Annotated in this window: 13 protein-coding genes; 8 read left to right on the top strand and 5 right to left on the bottom strand. The window is 69.6% G+C overall.

Going from position 1 to position 15,368, the window contains the following annotated elements; all coding sequences use genetic code 11:
- Both minE and minD read right to left on the bottom strand, forming a co-directional pair.
- The gene (gene minE / locus WMF39_RS18730; RefSeq protein WP_437746852.1) at positions 1-315 is read right to left on the bottom strand and encodes a cell division topological specificity factor MinE; all 315 of its coding nucleotides are present in this window, start codon (positions 313-315) and stop codon (positions 1-3) included.
- A gap of 12 nt (positions 316-327) precedes the next feature.
- The gene (minD, locus tag WMF39_RS18725; protein ID WP_437746851.1) at positions 328-1,155 is read right to left on the bottom strand and encodes a septum site-determining protein MinD; all 828 of its coding nucleotides are present in this window, start codon (positions 1,153-1,155) and stop codon (positions 328-330) included.
- A gap of 762 nt (positions 1,156-1,917) precedes the next feature.
- On the opposite strand from minD, the gene WMF39_RS18720 reads away from it, so the two are divergent.
- From WMF39_RS18720 to WMF39_RS18695, 6 genes are all read left to right on the top strand, one after another.
- Positions 1,918-2,712: an NAD(P)/FAD-dependent oxidoreductase gene (locus tag WMF39_RS18720; protein ID WP_437746850.1), complete on the top strand. Its 795-nt coding sequence runs from the start codon at positions 1,918-1,920 to the stop codon at positions 2,710-2,712.
- A 132-nt stretch (positions 2,713-2,844) separates the two neighbouring features.
- On the top strand, positions 2,845-4,482 hold the full coding sequence (locus WMF39_RS18715; RefSeq protein WP_437746849.1) for a DUF1592 domain-containing protein: 1,638 nt from the start codon (positions 2,845-2,847) through the stop codon (positions 4,480-4,482).
- The gene (locus tag WMF39_RS18710) at positions 4,482-5,924 is read left to right on the top strand and encodes a DUF1552 domain-containing protein (RefSeq protein ID WP_437746848.1); all 1,443 of its coding nucleotides are present in this window, start codon (positions 4,482-4,484) and stop codon (positions 5,922-5,924) included. Before WMF39_RS18715 ends, WMF39_RS18710 begins: the two co-directional genes overlap by 1 nt.
- Positions 5,925-6,294: 370 nt before the next feature.
- Positions 6,295-7,470 carry a substrate-binding domain-containing protein gene (locus WMF39_RS18705; protein ID WP_437746847.1) on the top strand — a complete coding sequence of 392 codons (1,176 nt, stop codon included), beginning with the start codon at positions 6,295-6,297 and terminating at the stop codon, positions 7,468-7,470.
- 76 nt (positions 7,471-7,546) lie between these two features.
- A complete protein-coding gene (locus WMF39_RS18700; protein WP_437746846.1) occupies positions 7,547-7,984 on the top strand; it encodes an NADAR family protein in 438 nt (145 codons plus the stop codon).
- A gap of 199 nt (positions 7,985-8,183) precedes the next feature.
- Positions 8,184-9,824 (top strand): hypothetical protein, encoded by a 1,641-nt coding sequence (locus WMF39_RS18695; RefSeq protein WP_437746845.1) that lies wholly within the window; start codon positions 8,184-8,186, stop codon positions 9,822-9,824.
- A gap of 84 nt (positions 9,825-9,908) precedes the next feature.
- Here WMF39_RS18695 and WMF39_RS18690 read toward each other — a convergent pair whose 3' ends face one another.
- Complete coding sequence (locus tag WMF39_RS18690; protein ID WP_437746844.1) at positions 9,909-10,616, bottom strand: hypothetical protein; 708 nt, start codon at positions 10,614-10,616, stop codon at positions 9,909-9,911.
- Between the two features lie 109 nt (positions 10,617-10,725).
- On the opposite strand from WMF39_RS18690, the gene WMF39_RS18685 reads away from it, so the two are divergent.
- A complete protein-coding gene (locus WMF39_RS18685) occupies positions 10,726-11,691 on the top strand; it encodes a DUF4423 domain-containing protein (RefSeq protein ID WP_437746843.1) in 966 nt (321 codons plus the stop codon).
- Positions 11,692-11,774: 83 nt separating this feature from the next.
- On the opposite strand, the gene WMF39_RS18680 is transcribed toward WMF39_RS18685, so the two are convergent.
- Positions 11,775-12,446, bottom strand: coding sequence for a cyclase family protein (locus WMF39_RS18680; protein ID WP_437746842.1), 672 nt, complete (start codon positions 12,444-12,446; stop codon positions 11,775-11,777).
- A 320-nt stretch (positions 12,447-12,766) separates the two neighbouring features.
- Here WMF39_RS18680 and WMF39_RS18675 point away from each other — a divergent pair, with 320 nt between their 5' ends.
- On the top strand, positions 12,767-14,509 hold the full coding sequence (locus WMF39_RS18675) for an ABC transporter substrate-binding protein (protein ID WP_437747997.1): 1,743 nt from the start codon (positions 12,767-12,769) through the stop codon (positions 14,507-14,509).
- A gap of 6 nt (positions 14,510-14,515) precedes the next feature.
- Here the strand turns inward: WMF39_RS18675 and minC are convergent, their stop codons facing one another.
- Positions 14,516-15,361: a septum site-determining protein MinC gene (gene minC, locus WMF39_RS18670; RefSeq protein WP_437746841.1), complete on the bottom strand. Its 846-nt coding sequence runs from the start codon at positions 15,359-15,361 to the stop codon at positions 14,516-14,518.
- Positions 15,362-15,368 lie beyond the last annotated feature (7 nt).

The raw sequence follows: 15,368 nt of genomic DNA, 5'->3' as shown, positions 1-15,368 counted from the left end.
TCAGCAGTTCCGCGCGGCGGGGGCCACCGCCCGGGACGCGGCGGCGCGCACGGCCGCCCGCTCCGACTCGGAGAGCACGACGTTCAGCTCGAGCACGTCGCAATCGCCGCTCCGCTCCACGTTCACGCTCACCTGGTCCAGGTCGATCCTCTCGTACTTCGAGATCACCTGGAGCAGCTCCTGCTTGAGCCGCGGCAGGTAGTCCGGCTCGCCCGTCGGGCGCACGCGCTCGCGCGCCACGATGATCTGCAGACGCTCCTTCGCCACGGTCGCCGACTTCGGCTGCGACTTACGGAAATAATCCATGATCGACATGGCAGAGCTCCCTCAGACGGTCGCCGCCTGGCCGCCAAAAATCCGGCTGAAGAACCCCTTCTTGGCCGGCTCCAGGAAGCGGTGGGGGCGCTCCGCGCCAAGGAAGCGCTGGACCACGTCGAGGTAGGCCTGCGCCGCGTCGCTCGTCGGATCGAGCACCACGGGCGTCCCGGCGTTCGACGCCTGGAGCACCGCCGGCGACTCCGGGATCACGCCGAGCAGCGGGATGCCGAGGAGCTCCAGCACGTCCTGGTGCGCCAGCATCTCGCCCTTGGCGACGCGCGCCGGCGCGTACCGCGTGAGCAGGAGGTGCGTCTTCACCGCCTCCTCGCCGAGCTCCGCCCTGCGGGTCTTCGCGTCCAGGAGACCGAGCACGCGATCCGAGTCCCGCACCGAGGAGACCTCGGGGTTCGTCACCACGATCGCCTCGTCCGCGAAATACATCGCCATCTGGGCGCCCCACTCGATCCCCGCCGGCGAGTCGCAGAAGATGTACTCGAAGCCCGCGCCGCGCAGCTCGTCGAGGATGCGCCCGACGCCGTCCAGCGTGAGGGCGTCCTTGTCCCGCGTCTGCGACGCGGGGAGCACGTACAGCGAATCGAGCCTCTTGTCGCGGATCACCGCCTGACGGAGCGTCGCCTCTCCGCGGATCACGTTGACGAGATCGTAGACCACGCGCCGCTCGCACCCCATCACGAGATCGAGGTTGCGGAGCCCCACGTCGAAGTCGATGGCGATCGTCTTGCAACCGACGGCCGCGAGGCCGGACGCGAGGTTTGCGGTCGTGGTGGTCTTGCCGACTCCGCCTTTGCCCGAGGTGACGACGACTACCTTTGACACCAGAAACCTCCTTAAGATGGTTCGAGAGACGTGGCCTGTCCCACGGCCGAGCCCGCGCGGATGCCCGCCTGCCGGCGTTGAGTGGGCGGCGTCGACGTGATGGGAGCTCGGCGCCCACCCGATTCCATTGAGGCCGGGGACGCGCTCGACTGGGTACGTCATCGCGAACCGAACGAACAACTTTTTCGCGACGAAACTTGCAGCGTAACCCGGCCGGCGATCTGGAGCCAAGTTACCTACATGTAGGTGCGTCCTGCCGGTGGCGGGTGCACGCCGGGCTCGCGACGATTTTCCCGGTGAATCGCCTGCTACAGGTGAATCTGCCGCTGAAGTAGAGGAAGCTCGGCCGCCATCGCCTGGCGCTCCGTGTCCGTGCCCTCGCCAGCGCTGCGCGCGCCCGTCCGGTGGCCGCGAGCGGGCTCCTGGTCCTCCGGGGCAAGTGCGGGCTTGCCCAACCGTGACCCAGGCAAGCGGGGGAGACAGCGGGTGAGATCGTGCGCCCGCGCGACCGGCCGGACGACGCCATGGATACAGACATACGCCCCTCGCACGGAGGCGGACGAAGGCGCAGAGGCGTCGATCTTCATCTGGATCCAGAAGACTCGCTTGTCGGTCAGCTCGCGTCGAACAAGGCTGACACCTGGAGCGCGACGACATGAACGGTGCGACATAGAATTGGTCGGCCGTGCTCGGATTCGAGCGCGCCGGTCTGGCGATCTCGATCGAGATCGCATCCCCAGCTCCCCGGAGGTCCGGAGGAGCGTGCCGCAGGGGCGCCATCTCCATGTCCTGCTCGGCGCTGGCCTCAACGCCATCGCCGACATGTTCCCGGGGATCGTGGAGGAGATGGTCGCAGACGGCGCGCTCCTCCGAGATTTCGGCGAGGACTGCGCCTGGTACCATTACGGCGCCTGGAAGGTGCAGTTCGCGAGCGGCGTCCCGCTTATCCAGTGTAGCCGCGCATTCCTCGAGCACTACATTCGCCAGCGTGTCCGCTCATTCCCGAACGTTGAGATCGTGGATGAAACGACTGCGTCCGGCCTGCGCGTGAGCGCGGACCGCGCCCGGGTCACCGGTGTGTACGTCGAGCGCTCGGGGCGAGGGCCCTACGAGCTCAGCGCGGAGCTTGTCGCGGACGCCAGCGGGCGTGGCTCGCGGGCACTACAGTGGCTGGAGGCCGCCGGCTACGCGCGGCCACCAGAGAGCAAGGTCCAGATCGACGTCGCCTATGTGTCGCGGATCTACAAGCCTCCCGAGCGTTACCGGCACAGGCCATTGCTCCTTCTCATCTATCCGCGCCCGCCGAGGCAGAAGCGAACGGGCTTCATGTGCAGCATCGAAGGGGATCGGTGGATCGTGTCCTTGAACGGCTATTTCGGCGAGCACCCGCCGCTCGATCTCGCGGCGGCGCCGAAGGGGAAGCTACCCTCCGGAAGCTCGACGCTGCAGCTCGGCCTCGCCCGGAGGGGCAAAGCACGCCGTATGTCAGGCACAGAGACCGCTCGGTTTCTCGATCCATCGCGTTCCACGCGCCTGGCGATGAGCCGCCCGCGGTAAAGCGCGGCACATTCCTCCGTGACATGTCACGCCGCGAACTGTGACATGTCACGGTACAACCTGTAGTTCGCAGGCGCGCCGGGAGAGCACGAGGGGTTGCAGCCGGGAGCGCTTGCGCGCATAAAATGAACCATGGGTCGATCACTTGGTTATCATTCTTACGGGATCATGCTGGCGATGGCGCTGGCAGGGGTCGCCGGCTGCACGGGAGACGTAGGAGATCCCGACGCTGCCGGGTCGGGCGGAGGCGGCGTCACGCTGCCCGATGGGACGGAGAGCGTGAGCCTCCTCCCAGCGCGCATCCGCCGGCTCACCAACGCCGAGTATGCCGCCTCGGTGCGCGCGCTGACGGGGACCACCACCAACCCGAGCGAGGGCTTCGCGCCGGATTCGCGGCAAGACGGCTTCACGGTCAACGACGCGCAGCGCGTCGATCCGGTGCTGGCGAAGCAGCTCGCCGCCGCGGCGGAGGCGCTCGCTGCCGAGGTGAAGGGCAAGGTCGCGGAGCTCGCCCCCTGCGCCGATCCGGGGACGCTCGCGGAGAGCTGCGCCAGGACGTTCATCACGTCGTTCGGCGGGCGCGCCTACCGCCGCCCGCTCGACGCGGCGGAGGCCGACGCGCTGCTCGCGGTCTATCAGATCGGCGCGAAGGGCGCGACCTACGCGGACGGCATCGAGCTCGTCGCGCGCGCGGTCCTGCAGTCCCCGGGCTTTCTCTACCTGACGGAGATCGGCGATGGATCCGGCGGAGACGCGCTGGCGCTGACTCCCCATGAGCTGGCGAGCTCCCTCTCCTACCTCATCACCGCTGGCCCGCCCGATGATGCGCTGATGGAGGCCGCCGTCGCGGGCGCGCTGTCGACCCCCGAGGGCCGCGAGGCCGAGGTGCGCCGGCTGCTCCAGACGTCGGCGGCGCGGGACCGCATCGTGCGTGTCGTCCGCGAGTGGCTCGGCGTCGACAGGATCGCGATGACGGCGAAGGACTCGAACGTCTACGAGCAGTTCGCCGGCGCCAGGGCGTCGATGGAGCGCGAGACGGAGGACTTCGTGACGGAGGTCCTGATGAACTCCACCGGGACGGTCGGCGAGCTCCTGGGCGCCGACTGGAGCATCGTCGATGAGCCGCTCTCGAAGGTGTACGGCGTCACCGGCACAGGGCGCGTGTCGCTCTCCGATCGGCGGGGGATCCTCAACCAGGGCGCGTTCCTCTCCGTGTATGCGCACGCCACGGAGACCGCGCCCGTGCTGCGCGGGGTGACCGTCCTGCGCCGCGTCGCCTGCGTCAACCTGCGGTCGCCCACCGAGCTGAACATCAACGTCGTCCCGCCGGTGCCCGATCCGAGCAAGACGACGCGGCAGCGCTTCGAGATCCACTCCACTGACGCGGCGTGCAAGGGGTGCCACAACAGCATCGATCCGATCGGGTTCTCGTTCGAGCGGTTCGACGGCATGGGCATGCTCCGCGCGAGCGACAACGACCAACCGGTCGACAGCGCGGTCACCGTCGCGATCGGCGCCGACTTCGACGGCGCGTACGCCGACAGCAACGCCCTCGCGCAGGCCCTGTCCACGAGCCCGACGGTGCGCTCGTGCTTCGCCCGCAACGTGCTCCGCGCCTCGGTGGGCCGCAGCGGCGAGGCCGCAGCGGAGAGCGAGGAGGCGTTCTTGAAGGCATGGCAGGCCGTCCCCGAAGCAGAGCAGGGCAAGCTCGTCGAAACGCTGATCACCTACGTCAAGAGCAGTCTCTTCAGCCATCGGAGGCCCCAGTGATGCGCCGGTCGACCCGCCGTACCTTCCTTCGCGCCGTGGGGGCGAGCCTCGCGACGCTTCCTTTCGTCAACATGCTCGCGGACTCCGTCGCCCGGGCGGGCGGCGAAGAGCTGCCGCTCAAGCTCGTCGCCGTCTATCACCCCCACGGCATCGCCGCCGAGTACTGGGCCATGCGCGACGGAGACACGGAGACGAGCTTCGACATCGCCTACGAGAACTGCTCTCTCCAGCCGTTCGATGACCCGGCGACCTACGGGCGGAGCTTCAAGGACAGGATCCTCGTCGTCGAGGGCATCGATCACCTGTCGAACGCCAACGGGCACGACTCGGCCGGCACGATGCTGACGGGCAGCCGCATCGACGGGAAGAAGCCGCTCAACCTCTCGCTCGACCAGTACCTCGCCGTGGAGAAGGGCCTCGGCGCGGACACGCGCATCACGAGCGTCGCGCTCGGCGTGGGCATGGACGGGACCGAGGCCGGGCAGACGCTGTCCTTCGGCGCGGGCGGCGCGCCGCTGCCGAAGATCATCCACCCGGTGGAGGCGTTCAACCTGCTGTTCGCGGGCCTCGTCGTGGGCGACGACCCCGAGGCCCAGGCCCGCGCGGCCCGGCAGCGCGAGCTCGGCCAGAGCGTCATCGACTTCGTGCGCGGCGATATCAACCGCCTGCGCACGCGGCTCGCGCCCGCCGAGCAGCAGAAGCTCGACCAGCACCTGACGTCGCTCCGCGAGCTGGAGAAGCAGTACGCAGCGCCCTCGGCCGGCGGGCCGTCGTGCGTCGTGCCGCCGCTGCCCGACGCGTCGAAGTTCCCGTCGGTGAAGCAGTACAACGGGGGCGAGCCCTACTTCGACGCCATCACCGACGCGCACGTCGACCTCCTGGCGCAGGCGCTCGCCTGCGGCGTCACGCGCTTCGCCACGCTGTTCATGAACGACCTGTCCTACGCCAACAACCCGCTCGGGTTGCCGACGGACAACCACGGCTCGGTCGCGCACACGTACGACGCCTCGCCGGTCGGCAACAACGGTCGCCCCGGCGCTGGCAAGCCCGAAACCTGGGTGCCGCTCGCGAAGTTCAACCGGTACAGCTACTCGAAGATCGCGCGCCTCATGCAGCGGCTCGACGAGCTCGGCGCCCTCGACAGCACGCTGATCTACGCGTCGAGCGACATGGGGAACCCCGCCCTGCACAGCACGCGCAACGTGCCGACGCTGCTGGCGGGCGGGGCGAACGGGAAGTTCAGGATGGGCCGGCGCATCAAGCTCAAGGCGGATTGCCCTGCCGACGCGCCGTGGTGCGGCGAGGCCGACGCCACGTTCACGCCCGTCACGAACAGCCGGGTCCTCGTGTCGATCGCCCAGGCGTTCGGCGTCGAGATCGAGTCGTTCGGCTCCCAGCCCGACCCGGCGCTCACCACGGGCGCGCTCAGCGAGCTCACGTAGGCATTCTCCACCTCCTTCCGCGACGGGCGGCGACCTGGCAGAGACGCGCCGTCGGCGGAGGCGAGGTGTGTAATCGTGCTTCCACGGCGGCCCTGCGCGTGGTGCCTTCGGCCGCGATCTCCCACCTCGCCTTCACGCCGCTCCTCATCGGCGATTTTCCGTGCCTATTGACAGTCACTTCGTCGACGTCGTATCTCAAAATTGCAAACATGGGTTTCAGGATGCGCACGACGTTGCAATGCGCCCGTCGAACCGACATGGTGCTCGTCTATCGTAGATGTCGGCGGCGCTGTAGGGAGACCAGGACGCTTGTGGGACTCGCGTCCCAGATCTCGGCATCGTGCTCGCCGACCGCCGAGGAGGGAATGTCATGAAGATGACAGGACGACGCTGGATGACGGCCCTCGGGCTCATGCTGATGACGGCGGCGTGCGCGGCAGAGGACGCCCCCCAGTCGGACAAACCGACCGAGGAGATCGCGCTGATCAAGCGAGGCCGGACTCCGGTCACCGAGTTCACGCCAACGGAGCTCGAGGCGAGGATCGACGACCTCGTCAAGGCGATCAACCAGAGTGGGCTCGAGCCGATTCAGATGGTGGTCCTGCTGAAGCACCTCTCCACCTTCTTCGAGCCGATCGCCACCGGCGCGAACCGAGCCATGGGGGAGCTCGAGGCCGTGGGGAACGTGCTCGGCCCCAGCACGCAGATGACGACGGACGACGGCACGGCGTCACAGAACCTCCAGAATCAACAGATCGCGAACGCGATAGAGGATGGCGTCCAGGGCCTCGGCATATCGCCCTACGACGTCCTCAACGAGGCCTCCGTCAAGGAAGCCGTGGAGGAGGGGCTCCACGTGGTGACGTTCGACACCGACCTGAAGGACTCGGGGCGCACGCTCTACGTCGGGGCCATCCAGAAGGAAGCCGGCGCCAAGGCGGCGCAGGCCCTCCTCGATCGCGAGATCGGAGGCTTGCCCCCCCCGCCAGGGACAATCGTGGTCCACGGCGACGCGTCAACGCAGTGGTACGACGGGTCCCAGCGAACGTTCGGCGTCCTGGATGCGCTCGGGAAGACCGGTTACACGGCGCAGGTGGTCCAGGCCGTCTTCATCAACGGTCAGGAAGGCTATGACGTCGATCAGCTGAAGACCCAGATCCTGAACGCGAACCCGCCCGTCGTGGGCATGATCGGCGTGTTCAACATCTCGTATCGGTGCGTGATGGCCGCAGAAGCCGTCGACAGGCTGGACATCCCCATCGTCACGTTCGATTTCGATCCGAAGACCGTCGAATACATGCAGAAGAAGCGCATCAAGGCGACGATCGTCCAGCGGCAGTACTACGAGGGGTACCTCGTGCCCTACATTCTCTATGGCATCCAGCACATCGGCCTCGAAGCGACGAAGCAGATCCTCCGTCCGCTGATGGTCGACGAGAACGGGATGGTCGACGAGCACCGGGTCAACATCGGCGTCGACGTGGTTCCCGCGGATAAGTTCCAGGCCTACAACGACTTCCTCGACCAGATCGGCTCGATCCAGTAGCGGCGCCGTGGATGGCGGCGGGCTCGCGGCGAGGTTCCACCCCGGCGCCGCGGGGGCCGTGGGGTAGACTGGGCTCATGACCGTCATCCGCTTCTATCGCTCCGGCGACGCTCACGGGTTCTTCTCCAACTTCTCGCGCCACCCGGTCACGCTCAAAGGCAAGGTGTGGCCCACGAGCGAGCACTACTTCCAGGCCCAGAAGTTCCCCGGCACCGAGCACGAGGAGGTGATCCGCAACGCCTCCGGCCCCGGCGAGGCGGCCCGCATGGGCCGGCAGCGGAGCCGCCCGCTGCGCCGCGACTGGGAGCAGGTGAAAGACGACGTCATGCGCGAGGTGGTGCTGGCGAAGTTCACCCAGCACGAGGATCTCCGGCGCGCCCTGCTCGACACCGGGGATGCGGAGCTGGTCGAGCACACCGCGAACGACGCCTACTGGGCCGACGGCGGCGACGGGAGCGGGCGGAACATGCTGGGCATCATCCTGATGGAGGTCCGCGCGCAGCTGCGCCGCTGACGCGTCAGAGCGGCTCTCTCTCCCCGGACGGCCCTGGATCGCTGGCGATGGGCAGGGCGCGCGTGGCGACCGGGGCATGCGCTTCCCGGCCGCTCAGGCGCTTTGACGGAGACGCCTGAGCCGGTCGGGTGTACCACAGCGCACGTCCATGAGGAGAACCCGCCTGTCCATGCGCCCAGCGTTTCCCAGACTTCTCACCATGGCCGGGCTGGTCGCGCTCGCGTCCTGCGGAGGGCCCCCCGCGGCGACGCCGCCGCGCTCGGCCGCGGCCCCGGCGCTCGCGGGGACGGCGCCGCCGGGCGGCCCCGAGATGCCGCGAAGCGTGGAGTCGCTCGTCGACGTCATCCCCGGCGATGCGGTGCTGGTGGCGAGCGTCCCGCAGGCCGGCGCGCTCCTCGCCGGCGTTGCGCCGGCCATCCGGGAGGAGCTCCTCGCGGCGGTCCTGGCGCGCCAGCCCGGCCTGAACCCTGAGCTCGCCCGAGATCTGATGGCGTCGTTCGACGGCGCCACGGTGTTCGTCGGGGGCGAGGCGGCTCCACGCGAATCCCTGGGGGCGATCGTCGAGAACGGCTGCGTGGCGGCGCGGTTCCGCGACGGAGCCCCGGTCGAGCGGCTGCTGAAGGAGCTGCCGCGCGAGGCCGGCGAGGGCAGGTTCGCGCTCCGAGGCGACGAGGACGACGTGATCGCCCACGGCGCGTGGCTCGCCGAGGCGCGGGTCGCCCTCGTCTGCGCCCGGCCAGAGCCGCTCTCGAGGGCCCTGCGCGTCGCGGGGCAGCGCGAGCCGTCGTTCAAGACGTCCGCGCTCTTCCAGGCCAAGCGCGCGAAGGATCCCTGGCTCGCGATCGACCTCCACCGGCTGCAAGGCGGCGGCGCGACCGGCCCCGAGCCCGGCTCGCGGCTCTTCATCGCCGTTCCCATCCACCAGGACGCGCCCGGGCTCCACGTGGAGCTCGCGCTTTTTGGACCGGAAGTTCCCGCGCTCGGCACGGTGCTCGCGGCGACGGACCATGCCGCCGTGGCGAAGCTGCCCCAGGGGGCGCTTGTGACGTTCGGGCTGTCCCTTCAGCGGTCGCCGGGAAAGACGGTGAGCGATGTCCTCGGCGCCTTCGACGGGTTCGCCGGCGAGCCCACCGCGGCGGCGGCCGCGGCCGCGCTCGCCGAGGTAGGGCTCGAGCTCGGCGATGTGGACAGGGCGCTCGGCGGCGAGGCCGCGGTCGGGATCTACCGCGATCCGAAGCACAAGCTCGGCCTCGCAGGCGCCAGGCGCGCCGAGGCGCTCAGGCACAGCGCCGTGCTGATCGCGCTGGCGACCGCGGATGAGGCAGCGCAAAAGAAGGTGTTCGGCGCGGTCGCCGCGCACATGAAGCGGACATCGAAGAAGCTCAGGGCCAAGCCTGGGTCGCTCGCGCAAGATCTCGATGACGGCAACGAGCTGAGGGCCGAGACCCGGCCTGGGTTCATCCTGATCGGCGCGGGCGACCGGCGCTACCTCGCCCAGGTCGCCGCGCGCTTCGGGAAGGACAAGGAATCGCTGGCCGCGACCCCGTCGTTCGCCGAGGCCCGGGCGCTCGCGAAGGGCGCCTCGCATCTGCAGCTGTACATCGACCGTCAGGCGTTCGCGGGCCTGCTCGAAGGCCCTGTGGCGGCGAGCTTCGGCGCGCTCGGCGCATCACCGACGCTGGTCTCGCTCGCGCTCGCGCCGAGCGACCGCGGGCTGGATCTCACGCTGAGCGGCCATGGCGGGGTCGAGATCCTCGGCGCGAGCGCCGCGCTCGCCGTCGCCGGCGTCAGGCGTTACATCAACGCCACGAAGGCAGCGGCGGCGGACGAGCTGGAGTAACGCGCCGGGGTCCTCACCTGCTGCACATCCTCAGGGACAGCCATGCTCCACCGCAGATGGCTGCCCGCGACCGTGGCTTCGCGCTCAGAACTCTGCCACGTCGAACAGCTCCGTGTAGTCCGAGTAGACCGAGCCTTCCGGTCTGCCGCCGATCGGGTAGCCGTCGCCCCTCCCGCCGATCGAGCCGTCGATCGCGCCGGGGCTCAGCTTGCCGTACAGGAAGACCCTGACCTCCCGGAACTCCGCGGGATCGATCCCGGTGACCTCGTACGAGCCCTGGAGCGCGGCGAGGTCGAACCAGTGCACGAAGTCGGCAACGTCGGGCTGATAGGCGCGGAGCTTGACCACGAGCGACTCGTCGAACACCCCGTCCTCGGTCGAGAAGCGCAGTGGAACATCCACCTGGACGTAATCGGAGCAAGGCGAGGTGTGCAGCGCCTCGCTGCCGCTCGATTCGCCCAGATCGGGCTCCGTGGATCGCACGAGACGCGCGGCGACGAGCTCGCCCACGGAGAATGTCGCTGTCGCGCTTTCATCTCCCCTCCACATGAGCGGGACAGAGCGCTCGCCGGAGACGGCGGAGGCGACGTCCCGCGCCGAGAAGCCCAGCGGCGAGACGTCGTCGGCGCCGATGTCCTCCGCCTCCTCATCGCACCCCCGGAAGACCCCCCCGATCTGGCCGCCCTGTGGCCTGTTGTCCGATGGACCTCGATCTACTTCGTCGACGCAGCCGAAGAGCCCGACGCTCGTCGCCGCCACAATCACCCAAGAAAGCCAACGCTGCTCGCGCATGTTCACGACCTCCTGCGGCGTACCTTGCGTTCGCAGTCGGCGCGACGCCAGGTCAGCTTCGCACATTCCATAGGGCAAACTGGCCTCCACATGTGCGAATCTGCGGTATGTGGACCATGAATCCCTTGCAAAAGAGCTGATCCGCGCCCTGCGCGGCCGGCGCTCGCAGCTGGCCTTCAGCCGCCGGCTCGGCTTCCGCACCAACGTCGTCTACACGTGGGAGTCCGGAAGGCGCTGGCCGACCGCGGCCACCTTCCTCGTCGCCGCGCGGCGCGCGGGGGTCGACGTCGCGGCGGCGGTGAGGCGCTTCTTCCCGTCGCTGCCCGCGTGGCTCGCGCGCGCCGATCCAGCGTCGGCCGAGGGCGTCGCGGCGCTCCTCTCGGAGATGCGCTCCATGTCGCCCATCGTCGACGTGGCGCGGCGCGCGGGCAGGAGCCGCTACGCGGTCGCGCGCTGGCTCTCGGGCGAGGCCGAGCCGCGGCTGCCCGACTTCCTGCGGATGGTCGAGGCCTGCTCGCTGCGCCTGCTCGATTTCGTGGCGCTCTTCGCCGACCCGGCGGCGCTCTCGGCGGCGAGCGCGGCGTGGCGCACGCTCGAGGCCCAGCGCCGCGCCGTCTACGAGGAGCCGCTGCTCCCCGCCGTCCTGCTCGCGCTGGAGCTGCCGGCCTACCGGGCGCTGCCGCGCCACGAGCCGGGGTGGATCGCGCGGCGGCTCGGGTTCCCCGTCGAGGACGAGGCGCGCTGCCTGGATCGGCTCGCGGAGGCCGGCCAGATCCGGAGGAGCCGCGGGCGGTGGATCGTCGCGCCGATCCGGACGGTGGACACGCGCCCGGATCCGGACGCGGAGCACCGGCTCAAGTGCTTCTGGGCCGGCGTCGGGCTGGCGCGGCTCACGCGCAAGGCCGAGGGGCGCTTCTCGTTCAACGTCTTCACGGTCTCCGCGGCCGATCTCGAGAAGCTCTCCGAGCTCCACGTGAGCTATTTCCAGAACATGCGCGCCGTGATCGCGGAGTCGCGGCCGCCCGAGCGCGTCGTCGCCGTGAACCTGCAGCTCTTCCCGCTCGACGGAGGCTGAGCCGGCTGCGGACACCGCGGCGCCGCGCCGCCGCCCCGGGAAGCCCGCGACTCACCGAGCTTCCACCGAGCGGCCTGCGCGGCTCATACGATGGCGAACGCCCGGACCGGGAACGTGCCGAAGGCGCGGACCTTCACCGGGACGGCGAAGAGGCGGGCTCCGGCGGCGGGGAGCTGATCGAGCCCGGTCATGTGCTCGCAGATCGGGATGTCCGCTCCGAGCAGGAGGGAGTGGACTGGCCGCGCGGGATCGGCCGTGTCGTCGATATTGTAGGTGTCGACGCCCACGAACACGGCGCCTGCGCCGGCCAGGAGCCGCGCCGCGTCCCGCGTGAGGTACGGGTGTCCTTCGAAATAGCGGTCTGTGCGCCAGTGAGCGCTCCAGCCCGTGCGCACGAGGACGGCCTTCCCGGCGAGATCGAGCCCGTCGAAGGCGTCGGCGTCGATCGCGCTGCCGGACCGGCCCCGCGCCTCGACCACCACGCTCTCCAGATCGGCCAGCGATTCGAGCGGCAAGCCGGCGAGATCCTTGCCGTTCGCATAGCGATGAAACGGGCTGTCCACGTAGGTGCCCGTGTTGGCGACCATGTCGATTCGGCCGATGTGGAACTCGACGCCTTCCGCGTAAACGCCGCGGGACTGCTCGCGCGAGAGGAAATCGCAGACGACGGGCGCCGGCACGCCCTTGTACGTCGTCATGCCGTGCTCGACGGTGTGGCTCAGGTCGACGAAGGTTCGCGAGACGGGGGTGGTCACGGTCGGCTCCTTGGAAGGGGCTCCGCGCGGCGGAGCCTCCTGTGCGCCCGGTCGGGGCCCCGAGCCGCCGCCAGTTTCGCGGGAGGGCGCGAGGAGATCCAGAAATCGCGAGCGAGCGGGTCAAGTTGACATGTGCTCACATGCGCCGATAGAGTGCGAGCGCGGCGATACCTGGCCCGATGGTTCACGGGGGCGAGCGTCGTGCATGGGTGCCTCGGCGGGGGCCGGGCGTCGTCGCTGGAGTGGTCACGGGAACGGAGCGTCGCGGGGGGGTCGAGATCGCCCGCGTGGAGAGGTGGATGTCTGGGATGAGTCGAACCATGCCGCGCCGCGCGTTCGTCCTGTCGGCGCTGCTGCTGTCCACCTGCGCCGCGGCGGGCTGTCGTTCGAAGAATGGCAGCGAGAACCCGTCCGCCGATCCGGAGCGGGCGGCGGCGCCTGGGGGGTCGGCGCAGGAGGCGGCGGCCGCCTCCGCGCAGCAGCCCCCGCCGAAGCGGGCCGCGGTGGTCACGATCGCGAGGGAGCAGCAGGCCACCTGGGTGCGCAACTTCAACCCCCTGCTCCCCGAGGGGAGCGCGCGCTTCCCGACGGTCGCCGGCATCTACGAGCCGATGCTCGTCTACAACACGATGCGGAGCGATTACACGCCGTGGCTCGCGACGAGCTACGCGTGGAGCGACGCGAACAAGAAGCTCACCTTCACGACGCGCTCCGGCGTCAAGTGGTCGGACGGACAGGCGTTCACGGCGAGGGACGTCGCGTTCACGTTCGCGCTCCTCAAGAAGCACGCGGCGCTCGATCTCGCCGGGGTGTGGAGGTTCCTCGGCGCCGTGACGGCGATCGACGACACCACCGTCGAGTTCACGCTGCGGCGGCCCTATGTCCCCGGGCTCAGCTACATCGGCCACCAGCCGATCGTTCCGGAGCACGTGTGGAAGGACGTCGTCGATCCGGTCGCGTTCGCGAACGAGAACCCCGTGGCGACAGGGCCCTTCACCGAGGTGAAGGTCTTCCAGAACCAGGTGTACGAGCTCGGCAAGAACCCGCGCTACTGGCAGGAGGGCAAGCCGGCGGTCGACGGGCTGCGCTTCCCGGCGTATCCGAGCAACGACCAGGTCACCCTGGCGCTCGTCAACGGCGAGATCGACTGGGCGGGCGCGTTCGTGCCGGACATCGAGCGGGTCTTCGTCGCCAAGGATCCGGCCAATCATCATTACTGGTTCCCGCTCGTCGGGGGCACCGCCACGCTGTACCCGAACGCCACGAAGAAGCCGTTCGACGACGTGCGCGTGCGCAAGGCCATCAGCATGGCGATCGACCGCGACCAGATCGTCAAGCTCGCCGCGGACAACTATACCCATGGCGCGGACGCGACGGGGCTGGACGACTCCTACGAGCGGTTTCGCAGCGAGAAGGCGGTGGAGGCCGGCGACTGGGTGAAGTTCGATCCGCAGCGGGCGAACCAGATCCTCGACGAGGCGGGCTATCCGAGGGGCGCGGACGGGATCCGGACGAGGCTCGGCAAGCCGATGCACTTCGAGATCAACGTCGTCAGCGGCTGGTCCGACTGGGTCCGCGCGGTCCAGATCATCACGCAGAACCTGGAGAGCGTGGGCATCGCCGCGTCGATGAAGACCTACGACTTCAGCGCGTTTTACGCGGCGCTGCAGAAGGGCCTGTTCGATCTGTCGATGGGCTGGACCAGCGTCGAGCCAACGCCGTACAATTTCTACCGCGATCTGATGAGCGCAGATCTCGTGAAGCCGCTCGGCGAGGTGGCGCCGCGCAACTGGCACCGTTTCGGCGCCAGGGAGGCCGACGTGCTGTTCCACGCGTTCGAGTCCGCGACGGCCCCTGCCGATCAGAAGCGCATCCTGGACGGGCTGCAGATGATCTTCGTCCAGGCCGCTCCGGTGATCCCGCTCTTCAACAACCCGTCGTGGGGCGAATACAGCACGAAGCGGTTCACCGGCTTCCCGACGATGGAGAACCCGTACGCGAAGCTGACGCCGAACAACCCGCCGGAGTACCTCCTCGTCCTGACCGAGCTCCGGCCGCGATGACGCCCCCTATAGCCGCGTGACCACGAGCCCGTCGTTCTGCACGGAGATGCGGGCGGGCTTGCCGCGGTGCTCGTCGGGGATCTCGTCGGCCATGAGGTAGCGGCCGGCGATGGAGACGAACTCCGCCTCTAGGCTCATGCAGAAGATGCTCGCGTCCGCGTTGTTGTGGGCGCCGGCCATGGCGCGGCCGCGGAGCGGCGCATAGACATGGATGTTGTCGTTCGCGATGAGCTCCGCGCCCGAGCTGACCGGCGAGAGGACCACGAGGTCGCCGTGCGGCACGTAGATGACCTGCCCGCTGCGCACCGGCTGCCGCACGGTGAGCCCCGCCGGCGGCGGCTCCCCGGCCGCGTCCGGCGGCGGCGCGGCGTCCCTGGGGCGCCGGGCGGGCCCCGCCGCGCCGCGCTCCGTCGCGGCGGCCCCTGGCGCGCCGCGGTCCGGCGCGGGCCCTACCGCCACGGGCCCCGGCGTCGGGGTGCTCCCCTCGGCTGGCCCAGCCTGGCGCGACGAGCGCGTGAGCGGCGTCCGCAGCACGCCGAGGCCGGCGGCGACGGCCCACTCGCGCTGGGCGTCCGTCGGGTTGCGCACGGCGATGGGCACGAGGTTGTGCTTCCTCAGCAGCCCCGCGAGGGAGCCGAGGTCGACGGGCTCGTCGCCGAGCTCCGCGAGGTCGAGCAGGATCGGCAGGTGCAGGAAGAAGTGCGGCATCTGCGAGATGTGGTCGGCGAGCTGACGCGCGACCGCCGAAACATCCGCCGTCTTGAGACAGAGCATCGTGATGGCGGGCATCGTGCCCTTGAGCGCAAACGCCTGCTGCTCCTGCCGCTTCTCCCCTCGCCTGCCCGACACCATCGCTGTC

This window comes from Sorangium sp. So ce1504 (assembly GCF_051521635.1).
Classification (GTDB): domain Bacteria; phylum Myxococcota_A; class Polyangia; order Polyangiales; family Polyangiaceae; genus Sorangium; species Sorangium cellulosum_B.
The sequence above is the reverse complement of the archived record's forward strand: the minus strand, read 5'-3'. Positions and strand labels throughout refer to the sequence as shown.